The 17420-nt window shown below is 64.6% G+C and carries 17 protein-coding genes; 12 read left to right on the forward strand and 5 right to left on the reverse strand.

Translation table 11 applies throughout. The features are described 5' to 3' along the window. The first annotated feature begins 43 nt into the window (after positions 1-43). Complete coding sequence (locus tag U5822_RS04610; protein WP_322854452.1) at positions 44-1042, forward strand: porin; 999 nt, start codon at positions 44-46, stop codon at positions 1040-1042. 117 nt (positions 1043-1159) lie between these two features. Then, the gene (locus U5822_RS04615; protein ID WP_322854453.1) at positions 1160-1969 is read left to right on the forward strand and encodes an IclR family transcriptional regulator; all 810 of its coding nucleotides are present in this window, start codon (positions 1160-1162) and stop codon (positions 1967-1969) included. On the opposite strand, the gene U5822_RS04620 is transcribed toward U5822_RS04615, so the two are convergent. Beyond that, the gene (locus U5822_RS04620; RefSeq protein ID WP_322854454.1) at positions 1966-2919 is read right to left on the reverse strand and encodes an AraC family transcriptional regulator; all 954 of its coding nucleotides are present in this window, start codon (positions 2917-2919) and stop codon (positions 1966-1968) included. The genes U5822_RS04615 and U5822_RS04620 overlap by 4 nt on opposite strands. A gap of 152 nt (positions 2920-3071) precedes the next feature. On the opposite strand from U5822_RS04620, the gene U5822_RS04625 reads away from it, so the two are divergent. Both U5822_RS04625 and U5822_RS04630 read left to right on the forward strand, forming a co-directional pair. Continuing rightward, on the forward strand, positions 3072-3800 hold the full coding sequence (locus tag U5822_RS04625; protein WP_322854455.1) for a MotA/TolQ/ExbB proton channel family protein: 729 nt from the start codon (positions 3072-3074) through the stop codon (positions 3798-3800). Further along, positions 3797-4843 carry a peptidoglycan -binding protein gene (locus U5822_RS04630; protein ID WP_322854456.1) on the forward strand — a complete coding sequence of 349 codons (1047 nt, stop codon included), beginning with the start codon at positions 3797-3799 and terminating at the stop codon, positions 4841-4843. The genes U5822_RS04625 and U5822_RS04630 overlap by 4 nt, the downstream gene beginning before the upstream one ends. Before the next feature lie 13 nt (positions 4844-4856). Here the strand turns inward: U5822_RS04630 and U5822_RS04635 are convergent, their stop codons facing one another. Continuing rightward, a complete protein-coding gene (locus U5822_RS04635) occupies positions 4857-5969 on the reverse strand; it encodes an S-(hydroxymethyl)glutathione dehydrogenase/class III alcohol dehydrogenase (RefSeq protein WP_322854457.1) in 1113 nt (370 codons plus the stop codon). Between the two features lie 253 nt (positions 5970-6222). On the opposite strand from U5822_RS04635, the gene U5822_RS04640 reads away from it, so the two are divergent. The 8 genes from U5822_RS04640 to U5822_RS04675 all read left to right on the forward strand — a co-directional run bounded on the left by U5822_RS04640 (position 6223) and on the right by U5822_RS04675 (position 13306). Beyond that, entirely contained in the window at positions 6223-7548 is a 1326-nt protein-coding gene (locus U5822_RS04640; RefSeq protein ID WP_322854458.1) for a DASH family cryptochrome, read from the forward strand. Continuing rightward, positions 7545-8042: a DUF6231 family protein gene (locus U5822_RS04645; RefSeq protein WP_322854459.1), complete on the forward strand. Its 498-nt coding sequence runs from the start codon at positions 7545-7547 to the stop codon at positions 8040-8042. Before U5822_RS04640 ends, U5822_RS04645 begins: the two co-directional genes overlap by 4 nt. Further along, entirely contained in the window at positions 8036-8656 is a 621-nt protein-coding gene (locus U5822_RS04650) for a tRNA-uridine aminocarboxypropyltransferase (protein ID WP_322854460.1), read from the forward strand. Before U5822_RS04645 ends, U5822_RS04650 begins: the two co-directional genes overlap by 7 nt. A 70-nt stretch (positions 8657-8726) precedes the next feature. Continuing rightward, positions 8727-9146, forward strand: a complete 420-nt coding sequence (locus U5822_RS04655; protein WP_322854461.1) for a YkvA family protein — start codon at positions 8727-8729, stop codon at positions 9144-9146. Positions 9147-9214: 68 nt separating this feature from the next. Continuing rightward, positions 9215-9991 (forward strand): flagellar motor protein PomA, encoded by a 777-nt coding sequence (gene pomA / locus U5822_RS04660; RefSeq protein WP_322854462.1) that lies wholly within the window; start codon positions 9215-9217, stop codon positions 9989-9991. Between the two features lie 3 nt (positions 9992-9994). After that, positions 9995-10975, forward strand: a complete 981-nt coding sequence (locus U5822_RS04665) for a MotB family protein (RefSeq protein ID WP_322854463.1) — start codon at positions 9995-9997, stop codon at positions 10973-10975. A 212-nt stretch (positions 10976-11187) separates the two neighbouring features. Beyond that, the gene (locus tag U5822_RS04670) at positions 11188-12396 is read left to right on the forward strand and encodes an ammonium transporter (protein WP_322854464.1); all 1209 of its coding nucleotides are present in this window, start codon (positions 11188-11190) and stop codon (positions 12394-12396) included. Positions 12397-12580: 184 nt separating this feature from the next. Beyond that, positions 12581-13306, forward strand: coding sequence for a proteasome-type protease (locus U5822_RS04675; protein WP_322854465.1), 726 nt, complete (start codon positions 12581-12583; stop codon positions 13304-13306). Position 13307: 1 nt separating this feature from the next. Here the strand turns inward: U5822_RS04675 and U5822_RS04680 are convergent, their stop codons facing one another. Genes U5822_RS04680 through U5822_RS04690 form a run of 3 tightly spaced genes read right to left on the reverse strand, consistent with a single transcriptional unit; the run spans position 13308 to position 17396 of the window. After that, positions 13308-14405, reverse strand: coding sequence for a lipocalin-like domain-containing protein (locus U5822_RS04680; RefSeq protein ID WP_322854466.1), 1098 nt, complete (start codon positions 14403-14405; stop codon positions 13308-13310). Further along, positions 14402-16690: an ABC transporter permease gene (locus tag U5822_RS04685; protein WP_322854467.1), complete on the reverse strand. Its 2289-nt coding sequence runs from the start codon at positions 16688-16690 to the stop codon at positions 14402-14404. Before U5822_RS04685 ends, U5822_RS04680 begins: the two co-directional genes overlap by 4 nt. A gap of 4 nt (positions 16691-16694) precedes the next feature. Continuing rightward, positions 16695-17396, reverse strand: coding sequence for an ABC transporter ATP-binding protein (locus U5822_RS04690; RefSeq protein ID WP_322854468.1), 702 nt, complete (start codon positions 17394-17396; stop codon positions 16695-16697). Between the last annotated feature and the right edge of the window lie 24 nt (positions 17397-17420).

Genomic DNA, 17420 nt, shown 5'->3' on the forward strand with positions numbered 1-17420 from the left:
GAATCACCGATAGTTCACTTGCCCAACAATAAGGAGAAGGCAAATGAACTATCCAAAATCACTCCTGGCGCTGGCGGTGGCAACCTCCTTCAGCGCCGCACCCGCCCTCGCCCTCGATCTCGGCACCTACAATGACACCAGCATCAGCATCGGTGGTTACCTGAAAGCCGAGGCCATCTACGAGGACCCCGAGCAGGACGACGACCGCTTCTTCGGCCGGGCCAACCAGAGCCGCATCAACCTGAAGACCGTCACCCAGAAACAGGGCCACACCATCGTGGGGTTTGTGGAGGGCGATTTTTACGGTGGCCTCTACCCCGGTGAGAACAACGACCTGCGCCTGCGCCACGCGTTCATCAAGTTCGACAACGCCACCGTCGGCCAGACCTGGACCGGCCAGTTCTGGGCCGTGGCCTACAACGATTACCTCGACTTCCTGGGCGGGCCCCGCGGCACCCTGGGCGGCCTCAACTTCCGCACCACCCTGGCCAGCTACCAGTTCAACAACCTGCGCATCACCGCCCAGGACCCGGTCAACAACGACGCCGATGCCCCGGATCTGGCGATCAACTACAATCTCAACTTCGACGGCGGCCACCGCCTGATCCTGACCGCCAGCGGTCGGGAAGTGGCCAACGGCGACTACGTCGGCGGCGGCGCCATCGGCTCCGAGATCAAGCTCGGACGCCACAGTCTGACCCTCAACGCCCACCACGGTGAGGGCCTGGGCGCCTTCACCGGCGTCGGGGTCGGCGGCTCCCTGGCCAGCGATGTGGAAAACGGCGAGGCGGTCAGCCAGACCGGTTTCAACGCCGGCTTCCGTTACGTCATCAACGACCAGTGGCGCGCCAACGTGGCCTACACCAAGGTGGAGGTGGACGACCAGGCGGACACCGATTACGAGGCCCCGCGGGTCAACCTGATCCACAACATCATCCCCGAGCTGGAAGTCGGGGTGGAGTGGCGCAAGTACAACCTGGCCTTTGGCCCGCTGATCCCGGAGGGGCAGCAGGTCGAGGTCATGGCCAAATACTCGTTCTGACCTGAGTCCTCAGAATTGGTACCCTTACCGCGACTGGACCCAGGTGCCGACCGTCTTCCCGGCACCTGGGCCCCACGCGCCCCCGGAACCATCAACCACTTCATGGCGACGACCTACATGACAGACGAAAGCCCCAAGCGGCAGGGAATCGGTTCTCTCGAAATTGGTCTGCACATTCTCAATTACATCGCCAGCGCGGCCCGGCCACCGTCGCTCAAGGAGCTGTCCAAGGCCCTGGACCTGTCTCCGAGCCGGGCCCACAAGTACCTGGTCAGCCTGCTGCGCGAGGGCTACATCAACCAGGTCAACCAGACCCAGTACACCCTGGGCAACTCCGCGCTGACTCTGGGTATCTCCGCGCTGCGTCGGATCAACCCGATCCAGCTGTCCTACGAGGCCGTGGATCAGCTGAACGAGGACACCGACAAAACCGTGTCGGTCACGGTCTGGAACGGCGCCGGCCCGCTGGTCATCAAATGGCTGGATTCAAGCCTGCCGATCTCGGTGAACGTACGCCTGGGCGCCGAACTGTCGCCGCTGAATTCGGCGTCCGGTCGGATCTTCCTGACCGCGCTGCCGGTTGAGCGCCGGCGCCAGCTGATCGACCAGTTCTACAAGCAATCGGCCAACCTGCCCAAGCACCGGGGCAAGGACATTCCCCGGGAGCAACTGGGCGCCCACCTGGACGCCATCAAGCGCCAGGGTTACTGTGCGTTTTTCAGCGATTACCTGCCTGAAATCAATGTCCTGAGTATGCCGGTGTACGACCTGAACGGCTCCATCGTGACCGTGATCACCCTGCTGGGCCTGGCCCGGGACACCGACATCAGCGAGGGCTCGCCCCTGTTCCAACAGGTCCGGGACTGTGCCGACAAGGTCACCCGCCAGATTTGTGGGCAGCAGAAGCTGGAGCAGGGCCGGGACTAGCCGGCCATGCGCAAGGTTTCCGAGGGTAGCTCACCGAACAGCTTGCGGTAATCGGAGGAGAACCGGCCCAGGTGGACGAAGCCATAGTCCAGGGCCACTTCGGTTACGTTCCGGCAGCGCCCGGTCTGCAGGTCGGTCCGCAGCTGCTGCAGCTTGCGCTGCTTGATGTAGCACTTGGGGGTGACCGAGAAACTCTTCGAGAAGGCGTTGTAGATCGAGCGCACGCTCATGTTGGAGACCGCCGACAGCTCCTCCACATCGATCGCCTGCTTCAGGTTCTGGTCGATGTAATGCACCATCCGGGCCACCGCCGGCGACAGTCGGGGCTGCTCGTCGGTCACCGTCCAGGTACTGGGAAACACCGTCAGCAGCTTGTTCAGGATGATGTCCCGGTAGGGCACGGACACCGAGCGGATATCGTCGTCGCCCCCCTCCTCAAGCTCCGAGAACACTGCATTGAGAATACTCGGCAGCGCCGGGCACTGGTGCAGGTTCACCGGCCGGCGTTCGAAGCGCAGGGCCTCGGCCTGGCCCACCCGGTTCATCGGCCGCGCCGAGCACAGCACCTCTTCCGGCACCTTGATGATCAGTTTTTCGCAATCCGGCGAGTACTCCAGGTCGATGGCTTCGTACGGGTTCACCATCATCGCCTCGCCGGCGCGCAGGCGCAGTGACTCGGCGCCCTGGCGCCACAGGCACTCGCCGCGGGTCACCACCTGGAAATGGTAGATCGCCTCCAGTTCCGGGCTTTTGACCCGCACCTGGTTGCCATAGCTGATACGGGACAGACCAAAGCCGGCAAACTCGCGAAAGCTGAGGCTGGACGCCGCCCGACTGCGGCCGCTCAACTCCAGGCGGTGCTGGCCGATGTGATCGTTGACGAAACCGGAGACCTCTTCGGGAAAGGCGCCCGCGAAAACCGTGTTGGCGGTGAGAGTGTGTTGAAACATAGCGCAGCTCGATTTACTTATTATTAATGCGTTCACTTTATATAAACAGGATCGGTCAATCAACAACCAATTTCACCCGCCTCGCCGTCACTGCAATGCCATGGGGCTGTGCTATGTTTTCCTGATACTTCCCTCAATCACTGGCGGTGGTCATGAGCAATCCAAAGCACACTCTCTTCTGGATGACGCTTTTCCTGGCAGTTGTTGTGGTGGTCGGCGCCCTCATCCATCGGCCGCTGATCGACGCCTTCATGGCGAACTGGGTGTTCAACCTGCTGATTGTCGGGGTCCTGATCGTCGGCATCGCAATCACCTACCGGCAGGTGTTCGTGCTGTTCCCAGAGCTGCGCTGGATTTCCCAGTTCCGCACCGGCCACTCCGGGCTCTCGGTGCTGCAGGAGCCGCGCCTGCTCAAGCCGCTGGCGCGCCAGCTCGGGGAGGAATCCAAGCGCGACCGCTTCAAGCTCTCCACCCTGTCCCTGCGCACGGTGCTCGACGGCATTCACTCGCGCATGGACGAGCAGCGCGAAATCACCCGCTATTTCATCAGTCTGCTGGTGTTCCTGGGGCTGCTCGGCACCTTCTGGGGCCTGCTGGGGACGATTAATTCGGTGGGCCAGGTGATCACCAACCTGGACATGGGCCAGGGCGACTTCGGCGCGGTGTTCGCCGATCTGCAGGCCGGGCTGCTCACGCCCCTGCAGGGCATGGGTACGGCGTTCAGCTCCTCCCTGTTGGGCCTGGGCGGCTCGCTCATCCTCGGCTTCCTGGACATCCAGGCCGGGCACGCCCAGAACCGCTTCTACGACGGCCTGGAGGAGTGGCTCACCGGGGTCACCAACCTGGTGGATATCGTGGACGAGGACGAACGCGCCTCATGATCGGCTCCAAGCGCCGCAGTCGCAGCGCCACCAACGCCTGGCCCGGCTACGTCGACGCCCTGTCGGCGCTGCTGATGCTGGTGATCTTCATGCTGCTGATCTACGTGGTCAGCCAGCTGTACCTGTCCCAGACCCTGTCCGACCGCAACACCGAACTGTTTCGCCTAAATCAGCGCCTGGCAGAAATCTCCGAGTTGCTGGGCCTGGAGCAGAGCAAGACCGCCGCCCTGGAGCAGGAGATGGCCTCGGTCCAGAACGACTACAGCGCGTCCCTGGCCCGCAACGACGAGCTGCAGGATCGGCTGGAGGCCTCCCGCAATCAGCTGATGCAGCAGAGCGCCGACGCGGAGGCCCGGGCCGGGCGGCTGGCCAGCATGAGCGATGAGCTGGAGGAGAAGGATCAGCTGTCCGCCAGCCAGCAGGCGATGATCATGCGGCTGTCGAACCAGATCGCCTCGCTGCGGGAGCAGCTACGCCAGATCACCGCCGCCCTGCGGCTGCAGGAGCAGGAAACCGCGGACAAGGAAAGCGAGCTGGCCGACGTCAGCCGCCGGCTGAACACCCTGCTGGCCGAGCGGGTCAGCGAACTGGAGCAGTATCAGTCGGAGTTTTTCTCGCGCCTGCGCAACATCCTGGAAACCAACGAAAACATCCGCATCGTCGGCGACCGCTTCCTGCTGCCGTCGGAGCTTTTGTTTGCCTCTGGCTCGGCCCAGCTGGGCGAGGCCGGCAAGCGCGAGCTGGACAAGCTGGCGACCGTGCTGCTGGATGTGGTTGGCGCCATTCCGGCCGACATCGACTGGATCCTGCGCATCGACGGCCACACCGACATCATTCCCATCAACACCCCGCAGTTCCCCTCCAACTGGGAGTTATCCACAGCCCGGGCGGTGGCGGTGGTGCGTTACCTGGCCGACCAGGGGGTGCCGGAGCGGCGCATGGTGGCGGCCGGTTTTGGCGAGTTCGTCCCGGTGGCCGAGGGCACCACGGCGGATGCCCTGCAGAAAAACCGTCGTATCGAGCTCAAGCTGACCGACCGCTAGCCACCGCCTTGTCTCAGAAGTGGATGACCGAGCGGATACTCTTGCCCTCGTGCATCAGCTCGAAGGCCTTGTTGATGTCGTCCAGGGGCATCTCGTGGGTGATGAACACATCCAGGGGAATCTCACCCTTCTCGGCTTTTTCGACATAGCCCGGCAACTCGGTGCGGCCCTTCACTCCCCCAAAGGCGGAGCCTTTCCAGACCCGTCCGGTGACCAGCTGGAACGGCCGGGTGCTGATTTCCTCACCGGCGCCGGCCACCCCGATGATGATGGACTCGCCCCAGCCCTTGTGACAGCACTCCAGCGCCGAGCGCATGAGCTGGACGTTGCCAACGCACTCGAACGAGTAGTCGACGCCGCCGTCGGTCATCTCCACGATCACTTCCTGAATCGGCTGGTCGTAGTCGTTCGGGTTGACCAGATCGGTGGCGCCCAGTTGTTTGGCGATGTCGAACTTGCCCGGGTTGATGTCGATGGCGATGATCCGGCCGGCCTTGGCCATGGTGGCGCCGATGATGGCGGCCAGGCCGATGCCGCCCAGACCGAAGATGGCCACGGTGGCGCCTTCCTCCACCTTGGCGGTGTTAAGCACCGCGCCGATGCCGGTGGTGACGCCGCAACCGAGCAGGCACACCTTGTCCAGAGGCGCCTCCTTGGGAATCTTGGCCAGGGAGACCTGGGGCAGCACCGTGTACTCGGAGAAGGTAGAGCAACCCATGTAGTGATACAGCGGCTTGCCCTGGTAGGAGAACCGGGAGGTGCCATCGGGCATCACACCCTTACCCTGTGTGGCCCGCACCGCGCCACACAGGTTGGTCTTGCCGGAGGTGCAGAATTTACAGGTGCCGCATTCGGCCGTGTACAGCGGAATCACGTGGTCACCCACCTCCAGGTCGGTCACCCCCGGGCCGACCGCCTCGACAATGCCGCCACCCTCATGGCCCAGGATGGTCGGGAACAGGCCCTCGGGATCGGCACCGGACAGGGTATAGGCGTCGGTGTGACAGACCCCGGTGGCGACGATGCGCACCAGCACCTCGCCCTCCTGGGGTGGGGCCACGTCCACTTCGACAATTTCCAGGGGGTTGTTGGCTTCAAACGCCACGGCGGCACGGGACTTGATCACGGGGCAGCTCCTTTGGTGGTTGGCGGCGTCGGGTGACGCGCCAGGTTTCATCATTCAAGCAGGTGGCCGCATTGATCGCCAGCGCGACTTTGGCCCAATCCGGCACCCGGGCGCCAATAGATACGTCGCCGCGGCGAATTGGACGGCCGGTTCGGTCAATCCGGCGTTGTCTGCAATAATCCTAAGTACAGGCGGAAACGTACAGACCGACAGAAACGGCCGATCTAAACCCTCAGGACAGGAGCGCAGTCCCTTGCACACCCTCTACTGGTTTACCCGGGATCTCCGACTTCACGACAACGCCGCACTGCTGGCGGCGGCCAAGTCGGACCTGCTGCTGTGCGTGTTCGTGGTCGACCCACGCTGGTTCGCCCCCGGCCCGCTGCAGAGCCGGGCCATGGGCGAGCACCGCTGGCGCTTTCTGTGGCAGAGCCTGATGGCGCTGGAGCGTAGCCTCCGGCCCCTGGGACAACGGCTGCACATCGCCTACGGCGAGCCCGAGCGGGTGATTCCCGAGCTGGTGCGCGAACACCGGCTGGCCCGGGTGATTCGCTCGCGCCAGCCCGGTACCAAGGAAGCCGGGCAGTGGCAGGCGCTGAAGGAGCAGTTGCCGGACACCCTGTTCCAGCAGTTCGAAACCCTCAGCCTGTTCACCGAGGCTTCCCTGCCCATGGCCCTGGACGATCTGCCCGACACCTTTTCCCAGTTCCGCAAGCAGGTGGAGAAGACCGGCGAGCGCTGCTCCGAACGCCTGCGCATCCGCACCCTGACCGCGCTGCCGCCACCCCCTGGGTTCCCCGACGACAACCGGGGCGAATGCCCGGCCATCGCTGAACCCCGGCACCCGCTGCAGTTTTCCGGCGGCGAGCAGGCCGGTCTCGACCAGCTCAAGGAATTCCTGTTCATTCGCCACGCCATCGACGACTACAAGCAGACCCGCAACGCCCTCGACACCTGGGACGCCTCCTCCAAGTTTTCACCCTGGCTGGCCAACGGTTCGCTGTCGGTGCGCGAGGTGGCCGAGACCATTAGCGAGTACGAAGCCAGCCACACCAGGAACGAATCCACCTACTGGCTCTGGTTCGAGCTGCTCTGGAGGGAGTATTTCTACTGGTACGCGCTCAAGCACGGCACCAACCTGTTCCACCGGGACGGGGTCCAGCGCAAGCGCCGGACGGCGACCTTCTACGGCCACCGGTTCAAGGCCTGGTGCCAGGGCAACACCGAGTACCCGCTGGTGAACGCCGCCATGAACCAGCTGCGGGAAACCGGCTACATGAGCAATCGGGCCCGGCAGCTGGTGGCCAGCTGCTTCGTCAACGAGCTCGAGCTGGACTGGCGCTACGGCGCGGCGTGGTTCGAGCAGCAGCTGATCGATTATGATGTGGCCAGCAACTACGGCAACTGGCAGTATCTGGCGGGGGTAGGCGCCGACCCCCGAGGCCTGCGGCAATTCAACCTCGAGAAACAGGCGAAACAGTACGACCCCCTGGGTACCTTTGTGGATCGCTGGGGCGGCGACACCGACCAGCCGGTCGGACTACACACCGTGGACGCAGCAGACTGGCCGATATCATGAGCACCGCTTTCGACTCCGACAGCCCCCGACAGACCCTGGCCCGCATCATCGACACCGCCCAGCCCAAGACCCTGCTGAGCTGTGGCGCGCTGGCCGACGAGGTGGCGCAGCTGTGGCAGCAGCACCAACCGGAGTCGCAGCTGCAAGCCCTCGACACCAGCGACCCGAACGCGGCCCTGCCGCTGGACCGGGTCCAGGACCTGGCGCTGATTTCCAACATCCTGGAACACCTGCCCCACGACGAGGGCGCGCTGTTGCTGGGCCAGTTGCGCAACTATGGCACCCATCAGATCGCGGTGCTGGTGGGCGAGACCCCGGACTGGGCGTTCACCGATTTCATCGGCCTGGGGTTCCGGCGCCACGCCGAGCTGTCCGGGCCCGAGGGCCATTTCACCCTCTACACCTACAACCTGGACAGCTACAACCACAAACGGGCCTGGAACAACCCGGACCACTGGGCCAATCCCGAAATGTGGGGCAAGGCCTGGTGGTAGCCCCCAAGCCGGGCCGGCCGACCTGCCCCCAGTGCGGACTGCATCCGAACATCTGCGTGTGCGACCGGTGCCGGCCGGTGCCCAACCGGACCCCGGTCACCGTGTTGCAGCACCCCTCGGAGGTGGGTCGGGCCAAGGGCACCCTGCGGATTCTCCAGCGCTGCCTGGGCTCGGTGCGGGTCTTGGTGGGTGAGACCGCCGAGCAGTTCGAACTGGCCGGCCTGGCCAGCGGCGACCTGACCCGAACCGGTCTGCTGTTTCCGGGCCCGACCAGCCAGCCCCTGGAGCAGGCCGACCTGAGCGCCATCGACCACTGGCTGGTACTCGATGGCACCTGGCGCAAGGCCGCACGGATTCTGCATCAGAACCCCGCCCTGGCCGAGCTGCCCCGCTATCATTTCGCGCAGCCGCCGACGTCCCGGTACGTGGTGCGCAAGGCCCCGGGCGACCACCACCTGGCGACCGCCGAAGCGGTCAGCTACCTGCTGAAACAGGCGGAGCCCGACCTGGACACCGGCCCCATCGACGACGCCATGACCGCCCTGGTCGAGCAACAGCTGGCCCAGATTCCGGCGCCGCTGCGACACCGGTACCCCAAACCGCCACCCACCTGAGCTTGGCAAGGCCCTCGGGCTTGAGCGATGATAACGGCCACCCTATCGGGCACCCGGAGGACAGCAGACCATGGCCCTTTTCAGCGAGAAATCCGCCGAACAACAACTGAAGGCCGAATCGGAGAAGGTCAATCGCATCGACCTGGAGAAGGTCCTCGAGCGCCAGCGCGCCATCGAGGCCAAGGTGAAGGGCAGCGGCAAGCTCAACCGGTTCAGCGCCGACATCAAACTGATGTTCTCGATGATCCGCGATTACTGGCAAGGCAACTACCGCAGCGTGCCCTGGAAAACCATCGCCGCGGTCGCCGGCGCCCTGCTGTATGTGCTCAACCCCCTGGACGTGATCCCGGACCTGATCCTCGGCTTTGGTTTTATCGACGACGCCGGGGTGGTCGCTCTGTGCCTGAAGCTGGTCGAGTCGGACCTGCACCGTTACGCCGCGTGGAAGGAAGAGCACGAGGCGCAAAACAAGGTTACAGAATCCAATTGATTGGAAACTGAACCAACGGTACTCTGCCGGACTTATCGACGCCACCACCGTTTGATTCTGGAGTTCTCGTGGATTTCGCCACCCTCATTGGCCTGGTCGGGGCCATTTTGCTCATCGCCTCCGCCGTGATTCTCGGGGTCTCACCCGATGTGTTCGTCAACGGTCCGTCGTTGCTGATTGTCCTGGGCGGGAGCTGCTTGGTGGTGCTGGCCAAATTTAGTTTCGGCCAGTTCTTCGACGCATTCAAAGTCGCCGCTCGAGCGTTCAAATTCAAACTACCGGAAACCCGGGACGCCATCGAAGAGCTGGTGGAAGTTGCCCAGGTTGCCCGCAAAGAGGGCGTGCTGGGCCTGGAGGGGCGCGAGGTCGGCTCCCCATTCCTGGAACAGGGCATTCAGATGCTGGTGGATGGTCACGACGCCGACACCATCAAGCAACTGCTGAGCAAGGAACGGGTGATGACCCTGGATCATAACCGCTCCGGCGCCAAGGTGTTCACTGCCCTGGCCGACGTCGGCCCGGCCATGGGCATGATCGGTACCCTGATTGGCCTGGTGCAGATGCTCTCCAACATGGAAGACCCCAAGTCCATCGGCCCGGCCATGGCCGTGGCGCTGCTGACCACCCTGTACGGCGCCATGCTGGCGACCATGGTGGCTTCGCCCATCGCCGATAAACTGTCCCTGCGCATGACCGAGGAGGCGCGCATGCAGTCCCTGTACATCGACGCCCTGGTGGCCATTCAGGAAGGCACCAACCCCCGGGTAATCGAACAGCTGCTGTCCAGCTATCTGCCGCCCAAGGAACGTGACAAGGCCGGCGAACCGGAAGCCGTGAGCGGCTGAGCCATGGACGAGTTGCCGGAAGAGGAAAAACCGGGCATCCCGGCCTGGGTCGTTACCTTCGCCGACCTGATGTCGCTGCTGATGTGCTTTTTCGTGCTGCTGCTGTCGTTCTCCGAGATCGACGCCATGAAGTTCAAGCAGATCGCCGGGGAGCTGTCGAAAGCCTTTGGGGTCCAGCGGGATGTAGCAACCCTGGATATCCCCATGGGCACCAGCCCGATCTTCGATTCCTTCTCGCCGGCACCGCCAGAACCGACGGTGGTGAACGAAGTCCGCCAGACCACCACCGAGCAAAAGCCGGAATTGCAGACCCTGAAAAGCCCGACCGATCAGGCGATCGAATCTGCCCTGCAGGAGGAGCTGGACCAGAGCACCCAGGAAATCCTGGACATTCTGGACCAGGAGATCGAGGACGGTCGGGTCAATGTTGCTCAGGATGAAGATCAGCGACGGATCGTGATCCGGATCGAAGAAAAAGGCTCCTTCCCGTCCGGCTCAGCCGACCTGACCTGGGAGTTCGAAGGCCTGCTGTTGGAAATGGCCGACGTGCTGGTGGATATCCCGGGCAGGCTGACGGTGGAGGGCCACACCGACGACATTCCGATCCGCACCGCGCGCTTCTATAGCAACTGGGATCTGTCCGCCGCTCGGGCCGCCGCCGTGGCCAACGCGTTGCTAGCGACCGAGGAAATCGAGCCCACCCGCCTGGCGGTCAAGGGCCTGGCCGATACCGAGCCCAGGGTCAGCAACGATACCGCCGAAAGCCGGGCCAAGAACCGCCGGGTCGAGATCATCGTCGACCTGTCCGGCCCCTTGCGGGAACAGGAACTGGAACTGCGGGAGTTGATCGAGTCCCAATCCCGGGCCGCCGATTCGACCATGGACATCGAATCAGAATCCTTCTCGCTGGAGCCGATCATCGACCTGCAATCCGACCGCAATTCGGCGAACGACAATCGGGCCGACGGCGACATCAGCTGGTAACCCGCCCGACCAATACGGTGCACGCCATTAAATTCTGCACCGTATTGGTGCCTTTATTCCCTCACCACTCGACCTTCCCGCCCCACTCCTGACCACAACTGACTAACCTCACTGATTTTGCATTGTTTTGGAACACCTCTTGCTTGAATGCACCCCGTCAATGCATTTAAGGCCCGACAGAGGTCAAAACACACCATCAGGAGGGAAAACCCGTGGACATCACGAGTGCTGTACACACCCTGACCGAAAGCGCCAACACGCTGTTCATCCTTATCGGTGCCATTATGGTACTGGCCATGCACGCCGGCTTTGCCTTCCTCGAGGTGGGTACGGTGCGGCACAAGAACCAGGTCAACGCCCTGGTCAAGATCATGACCGACTTCGGCGTGTCCGCCGTGGCCTACTTCTTCGTCGGCTACTACATCGCCTACGGCAGCCATTTCATGACCGGCGCCGGCGAACTGACCGCGGGCAACGGCTATGAACTGGTCAAGTTCTTCTTCCTGATGACCTTCGCCGCAGCCATCCCGGCCATCGTCTCCGGCGGTATCGCCGAGCGCGCCAAGTTCTACCCGATGCTGATCGCCTCCGGCCTGATCGTGGCCCTGGTGTATCCGTTCTTCGAAGGCCTGATCTGGAACGGCAACTACGGCTTCCAGAGCTGGCTCGAGTCCCAGTTTGGTGCATCCTTCCACGACTTTGCCGGCTCTGTTGTGGTGCACGGCGTGGGTGGCTGGATCGCCCTGGCCGCGGTACTGATGCTGGGCGCCCGTAACGGCCGCTACCGCAACGGCAAGGTGGTGGCCTTCGCCCCCTCCAACATTCCGTTCCTGGCCCTGGGCGCCTGGATCCTGACCGTCGGCTGGTTCGGCTTCAACGTCATGTCGGCCCAGACCCTGGACGGCATCAGCGGCCTGGTGGCGGTGAACAGCCTGATGGCCATGGTCGGCGGTATCCTGGTGTCCATGCTGCTGGGTCGCAAGGACCCGGGCTTTATCCACAACGGTCCGCTGGCCGGCCTGGTGGCGGTGTGTGCCGGTTCCGACCTGATGCACCCGGTGGGCGCGCTGATCACCGGCGGTGTCGCCGGCGCCATCTTCGTCTACATGTTCGAGTGGGCCCAGGCCAAGATCGAACGTCTGGACGATGTGCTGGGTGTCTGGCCGCTGCACGGTGTCTGTGGTGTCTGGGGCGCCATCGCCTGCGGCATCTTTGGTCAGGAAGCCTTCGGCGGCCTGGGGGGCATCAGCCTGATGTCCCAGATCGTCGGCTCCATCGCCGGTGTTGTCGTCGCCTTCGTGGGCGGCCTGATCGTGTACGGGGTGATCAACGTCATCTCCGGCCTGCGTCTGACCGAAGAGGAAGAGTTCAACGGTGCCGACGTCAGCATCCACCGCATCGGTGCCACCTCCATGGAATAAACCGGCTTCGCAGCGGTTTGAAACAGGCGGCCTACGGGCCGCCTGTTTGCGTTTCTGGTCCCAAGAAAAGTAGCGACTTTCGGTCACAAAAAAAAACAGCCTTTCCTGGTCGAAAATCACTCACACCTTTGGTGTGGATGTGATTAGATTACGCTCGTGAAAAGGGCCTTTCAGGAGGGCTTGTATGACCTATTGCGTAGCGATGCGCCTGGCCGACGGGCTGGTGTTCGCATCGGATTCCCGGACCAACGCCGGTTTCGACCAGATTTCCACCTTCCGCAAGATGCACGTGTTCGAGCAGGCCGGGGAGCGGGAACTGGTGCTGTTGTCCGCCGGTAACCTGGCCACCAGCCAGAGCGTCATCAGTCTGCTTGAGCGCCGGGCCGGCACCGACGTGACCAACGTACTGAACACCGGTTCCATGTTCGAAACCGCGGAACTGGTGGGTCAGACCATGCGCGAAGTCATTCGCCGGGACAATCCGGACGGCAAGCTCGGCCAGGTGGATTTCAGCTGTTCGCTGATCCTGGGCGGCCAGATCAAGGGCGAGGTGCCGCGGCTGTTCAACATCTACCCGGAGGGCAACTTTATTGAAGCCACCGAAGAAACGCCCTACTTCCAGATCGGCGAATCCAAGTACGGCAAACCGATCATCGACCGGGTGGTGAATTACCGCACGCCCCTGGATCGGGCCTACCAGTGCGCCCTGATCTCCTTCGACTCGACCATGAAGAGCAATCTGTCCGTGGGCATGCCCCTGGACATCGCCATCTACCGGACGAACGAGCTCAAGCCCTGCCTGATGGACCGGGTGGACGACCAGTCGGCGTATTTCCACGAGCTTCGGCAACGCTGGCACCAGGGCATTCAGGACCTGTTCGCCAACCTGACCCCGCCCAACCTCGGCTAGGCTAGTCCGGCCCGTACCCGGTCAGCTCCATGTAGCCCACGCCGCCGTGGCTGCCGGAGACACTGACCGGGCTTTCCCAGTACGGATACTGGCCCTGGTTGCGGTAATCGCCGGGCGGCGCCGCCAGTTGCACATCCACCTCAAACCGCGGCAACTGCAGGCGCCAGCGGGTCGGGGTTGGGGTAGAAGGCGCGCCGTCATCCGGCTCCGGGGTCAGGCTCAGGTCGTCGCCCGTCAGCGCCACCGGGGTCTGGCCATCGGCGATCCAGGTACCGGCCACAAAGGCGCCATCCTCTTCCCGTAATCGGAATGCCATCAGCTTGTCACCAGACTCCAGGTGCAGGGCAAACCAGTCCCAGCCCTGCTGGCCGGTCTTCAGCAGCTGACTACTCCACTCCCGGTCGAACCAGCCCTGGCCGCGGACCGCCAGCGTTTCGCCGTCGAGGGTCACCGTGCCCTCGATGGCGATGTCGACCAGGCTGAAATACATCGAGCCCCCGCCGCTGGCGGACTTGGCGCTGAACCCCTTGTCACCGTGGGCGATGGGCGCACCGTTCAGGCTCAGGGTCAGGTCGTAGGACCAATCCGGAGTAGCCACCTGCAAGCGCCAGGGACCGCCCGGGTCCGGACCGGTCAGTTGCCAGTCGTCGAGCCAGACCTGAAACGGCGCCAGCCTGACACCAGCGTGGCCGATATCGCCCCGGGCCAGCTTCTCGGCAAACCGGTGCTGGCCGCGCCAACTCACCGCGCCGTGGGCCATCCAGGCCGCGTCCAGGGGCCACGCAGACGCCGCCGGCGCCTCCGCGCCTTCTGGCCTCGGGGTCAGGGCCTGGCGGAACTGGGTCCACTGCAGCCCCAGGGGCTCGCCGTCGGCAGTTTCCAGGTTGGCGGTCAGATACCACCATTCGATGCGATGTTGGGGGTGCGCGCCAAAATCCTCGGGAAACCGCAGCCGGTCGCCCGGTGCGGGCTGCAGGAACGGCACCCCGGACTCGGCCTGCTGGACCTCCGCCAGACCGGCGAAGCCGCCCTGCTCCGAGTCCTGGCTGCAACCGGCAGCCAGCGCCAGCACGAGCAGCAATCCGAGCCAGCACTTCATCGGTCACCTCCGGCCAGGCTGGTGGCGGATACCGGCAGGGTCGCCGGTTGCTGTAACTGACGGCGCATCAGCAGGGCGATGGTCAGCCCGATCACCAGACTCAACCCGAGCAGCTCAACCCAGAAGCCGGGGTAAACCGCCATCGGCAACGACCAGCCGAACGCCAGCGGGTTGATGCGGTGTACCAGCACCCAGGTCAGCCAGATGCCCAGGGGCAATGCCAGTAGCGCTATGCCCCCGGTCAGGGCCACCGCCAGACGCACCAGTTGGCCGGCCACTTCGCGATCGCGCAGCCCCCACACCGCCAGCAGCCGGTAGTACCAGACCCGGGTGGAGAAGAAGACCCAGCCCATGATCAGCAGGGCCGAGGCCGCGAGGATCAGGGTCAGCACGGTCATGGCCCGGGTCAGCAGGAAGGTCTGGTCGAACACCGCGTCGGCCAGGGCCCGAATTCGGCGGTTCTCGCGGACGGTCAGGCTGTCGGTCTGCCAGACCTGCTTCAGGCCGGCTTCGATGGCGGCCATACCGAGCGTACCCGGGTTGATGGACAAGCCCTCGAAACCGGGCCGAAAACTCACCGGCAAATCGCTGGCGTTGATCATCACCTCGCCGGCCGGACGTCCGTAGTCCGGATAGATCGCCAGCACCGGCAGCGACCAGCGCCGTTCGGCGACGGTCAGCACCAGGGACTCGCCGACCTCAAGCCCATACCGGCGCGCCAGTTGTTCGTTGATCAGCAGTCCCTCGCCCCGCTCAAAGCCGACCCAGGGTTGCCCCGCCGAGGCCAGCAACCGCCACTGGGTCAGCAACCCAGTGACCGGGCTTACCGCCAGCAGGTCCACGCCTACGGCGGCCTCCGCTTCGGTCCTGCGGAATTCGGCCCGACCCCGGACCACCCGGTGCCAGTCGCCGGTTTCGGCCAGCTCGGGCTGGCCCTGCAGCCAGTCGGCCGCGGCCTGGCTGTCGGCACCCCGGGGCAGCTCGACGTAGTACTCCGCCGCCAGGCGCTGATCGAGCCAGTCGTCGAAAGTGGCCTCGAACACCGTGACCAGGGCCTGCACCGCCAGCACCATGGCCAGGGCAAACTGCAGCGCCACCAGGGGCAGCGCCAGGCGACGGGCGAGCACGCCATACTCCGCGAACTGCCAGCGCTTGAGTGGATCGCCGGCGGCCGAGGCGCCCCGCCGGGCCAGGGCCGACAGCAGCACCGGCGTCAGCAGCCCCACCCCGACAAACACCAGGGCCACGGCGCCGAACACCAATGCCAAGGTCGGCGCCAGCAGGGCCAGGACCAACCCGGCCAGTATCGCGATCAGCGCCAGGGCCGGTCGGACAGCGCCCGGCAGCCAGTTCGTTATCCGTCCGGCGGGACGGAACCAATCAACCAGGCAGACGCCCAGCACCACCGCCATCATGAGCGCAATCGGGGCCAGCCAGCCAGCGTCCTGGCCGGCAAACAGGGGCGTATCGAACAGGTTGTCCAGAGCCTGGCCGAAGCCGCCGCCCAACAGGCCGGCCAGCAGGCGACCCAGGGCAACGCCGGGCACCACGCACAGGGCGGCCAGCACCAGGATCTCCAGCACCAGGGCGAGCCGGATCTGGAGCTCGCGCACGCCGAACCGGTGCAGAAGGGCGAAGCTGTCCCGGCGCTGGGCCAGACCCAACTGATAGACGCTGCGCAGCAGCAACGCGGTGATCAGCAACACCAGCACCCCCAGGGCATCCAGATTGAGCAAGAAACTCTCCCCCAGTTCGCCGGTGTCCGGGCCAAGACTGAAGCGGCTGACGCGGTAGTCCCCAGGCAAGGCGCTGGCCGGCACCGAGTCTGCCAGCAGCAGGGACAGGCTTGCTTTGGCCTCGCCGTTGTCCGTGACCATGGCCGCGGCGTCGCGGATATCGAGGAAGGGTTCACCATTGAGGGGCTGATTCCAGCCCTGGGCCGAATCTTCAGTGCCGGCAAAACAACCGGCGGCCAGCACATCCACCCCAACCACACGACCGGCCGGGGCCGGCCGTTCCACCTCCAGCCAGGGCATGACGCAGAGGCCGGCCCGGCGCAGGGTAACGAAGTCAGTCACGGTCACCGGCTGGCCATCCATGCGTTCCACCTGGCGCCGTTCGGCCACTGCCTGTTCGCTCTGACCCAGGCTGGCCCGGGCCTGCGCGGTCAGGTGATGGACCCCGGTCCAGAGCATGGTGGCCACCAGAATCATCAGCGCCAGCGCCAGCAGCTGCAGCGGGTGGCGCCGGTAATGGCTGAACAGGGCAGGCAGCAGGAGTTTCATGGCATCAGGAAGCGGCGGTATGGGCCAGGTCGAGGCGCTGGCCGCAGCGGGCCGCCAGTTCCGGGTCGTGGGTGGCCAGAATCAGGGCGCAGCCCTGGTCGGCCTGAAGTGCGAACAGTTCGTGGGCGACCTCGTCGGCGGTGTGCCGGTCCAGACTGCCGGTGGGCTCATCGGCCAGGATCAACGCCGGCTTCATGGCGAACACCATGGCCAGGGCCGCGCGCTGGCGCTGGCCACCAGAGACCTGATCGGGGTAACGGTTGGCCAGGGCGCCAATACCCAGGCGATCCAGCCAGGGCTCGCACTGGCCGTCGTCCTGACCGGCCAGTCGCGCCCGCAGGCGCACGTTATCCAGCAGCGACAGTGCCGGCATCAGGTTGGCGTCCTGGAACACCACGCCGATTCGCTGGCGCCGCAGGTCGGCCCAGCGCCGGGCTGTTTCTGCTCCGATACCACGGTGGCCAGGACTGCCACCCTGATCAGCGTCGAAGCGCTCGCCGGCAATATCGATCACGCCGGCATCCGGCTGCTCCAGCCCGCATAGCAGGTTCAGCAGGGTGCTCTTGCCAGAACCGGAGCGCCCCATCAGGGCCAGGGACTGGCCCCGGTCCAGGGTCAACGTCAGATCCGCCAGCACCGGGATCCGCTCGTTGCCACTGTCAAAGCCCTTGGTCAGACCGCGTAGCATCAGCAAGACCTGTCCCATGTGTGTCATTACCTCCGTCTGCCG

It is taken from the genome of Marinobacter qingdaonensis, from assembly GCF_034555935.1.
GTDB classification, from domain to species: Bacteria; Pseudomonadota; Gammaproteobacteria; order Pseudomonadales; family Oleiphilaceae; genus Marinobacter; species Marinobacter qingdaonensis.

Bases quoted from the DNA above. Each gene is read 5' to 3' on its own strand.
- U5822_RS04610 (WP_322854452.1), top strand. From the start codon at position 44: ATGAACTATCCAAAATCACTCCTGGCGCTGGCGGTGGCAACCTCCTTC.
- U5822_RS04615 (WP_322854453.1), top strand. From the start codon at position 1,160: ATGACAGACGAAAGCCCCAAGCGGCAGGGAATCGGTTCTCTCGAAATT.
- U5822_RS04620 (WP_322854454.1), bottom strand. From the start codon at position 2,919: ATGTTTCAACACACTCTCACCGCCAACACGGTTTTCGCGGGCGCCTTT.
- U5822_RS04625 (WP_322854455.1), top strand. From the start codon at position 3,072: ATGAGCAATCCAAAGCACACTCTCTTCTGGATGACGCTTTTCCTGGCA.
- U5822_RS04630 (WP_322854456.1), top strand. From the start codon at position 3,797: ATGATCGGCTCCAAGCGCCGCAGTCGCAGCGCCACCAACGCCTGGCCC.
- U5822_RS04645 (WP_322854459.1), top strand. From the start codon at position 7,545: ATGAGCACCGCTTTCGACTCCGACAGCCCCCGACAGACCCTGGCCCGC.
- U5822_RS04655 (WP_322854461.1), top strand. From the start codon at position 8,727: ATGGCCCTTTTCAGCGAGAAATCCGCCGAACAACAACTGAAGGCCGAA.
- U5822_RS04665 (WP_322854463.1), top strand. From the start codon at position 9,995: ATGGACGAGTTGCCGGAAGAGGAAAAACCGGGCATCCCGGCCTGGGTC.
- U5822_RS04675 (WP_322854465.1), top strand. From the start codon at position 12,581: ATGACCTATTGCGTAGCGATGCGCCTGGCCGACGGGCTGGTGTTCGCA.
- U5822_RS04680 (WP_322854466.1), bottom strand. From the start codon at position 14,405: ATGAAGTGCTGGCTCGGATTGCTGCTCGTGCTGGCGCTGGCTGCCGGT.
- U5822_RS04685 (WP_322854467.1), bottom strand. From the start codon at position 16,690: ATGAAACTCCTGCTGCCTGCCCTGTTCAGCCATTACCGGCGCCACCCG.
- U5822_RS04690 (WP_322854468.1), bottom strand. From the start codon at position 17,396: ATGGGACAGGTCTTGCTGATGCTACGCGGTCTGACCAAGGGCTTTGAC.